Genomic DNA, 797 nt, shown 5'->3' with positions numbered 1-797 from the left:
GACAGCAAAGGCGCATCCCGCTATGCCCGCACAATCCGGGTTTGCGGCCAGCGCTACACCCGCCCGAGCGGTATGAAAGACGACTACCGTTTTGAAACACCGATACCCGTTACCATCAGCAGCACGGTCACCCAAAGAAGCAGCAACGTATCCGGCGCAGTCGGTCGCGCCCTCGTTACCCCGTTTACCGCAGCCGTCGATATCGTTACCCTGCCCATCGTCCTGCCGTTCGCAGTCTTTGCGCTCAAGGATATGAAACCAGGCTTCTAAGCTACGCAGCAAGGGAGGAGTGCCCAATGGCAATCCTCCTTTTTTCAGGTAGCCCCCTTCAAGCAGGCTACCTGAAAATTTGCAGCAGAAAGATAAGGCTACCTGAAATCCAACCTGCTGCCCGCCAGCGCTTTTCAGGTAGCCTTTCCCACAAGCAAATGTTAATATCCATCACCAACCATCCAAGGTTGCCCACACACCCACTCAAGCAAAGGATCAAGCCATGTTTGCAAAATCCCTGTTGAAACCCCTCTTCCTCACCGCCGCCCTGCTGCTGCTCAACGGCTGCGCCACTTATGCACTGTGGGAAAATCATGATTCGTCGCCAGACTACACCGTCTCAACCTCAACCCACACCGAAAACGACACCGTGGTCGGCTTCGCCCGCGTCAAGCCCGACAGCCAAAAACTGCCGCCCAACAGCATCGTCATGTTGGGCGAGCGCTATATCTATGTGTTAACCAAAGGCAGCAACCCTCGGGCTGGAAGCGGCGAAACAGCCCGGGAAGTGGATTTGGGCGCGATTT

2 pseudogenes are annotated in these 797 nt (G+C 55.8%); both read left to right on the top strand.

Annotated features, from left to right (window positions below):
• Positions 1 to 270: pseudogene (locus tag HMPREF2796_RS11695) on the top strand (hypothetical protein); the annotation flags it as partial.
• 223 nt (positions 271 to 493) lie between these two features.
• Positions 494 to 797 (top strand): annotated as a pseudogene (locus tag HMPREF2796_RS06720) (hypothetical protein); the annotation flags it as partial.

Source organism: Eikenella sp. HMSC071B05 (assembly GCF_001811325.1).
GTDB lineage: Bacteria > Pseudomonadota > Gammaproteobacteria > Burkholderiales > Neisseriaceae > Eikenella > Eikenella corrodens.
This window is presented reverse-complemented; position numbering and strand designations above follow the sequence as displayed.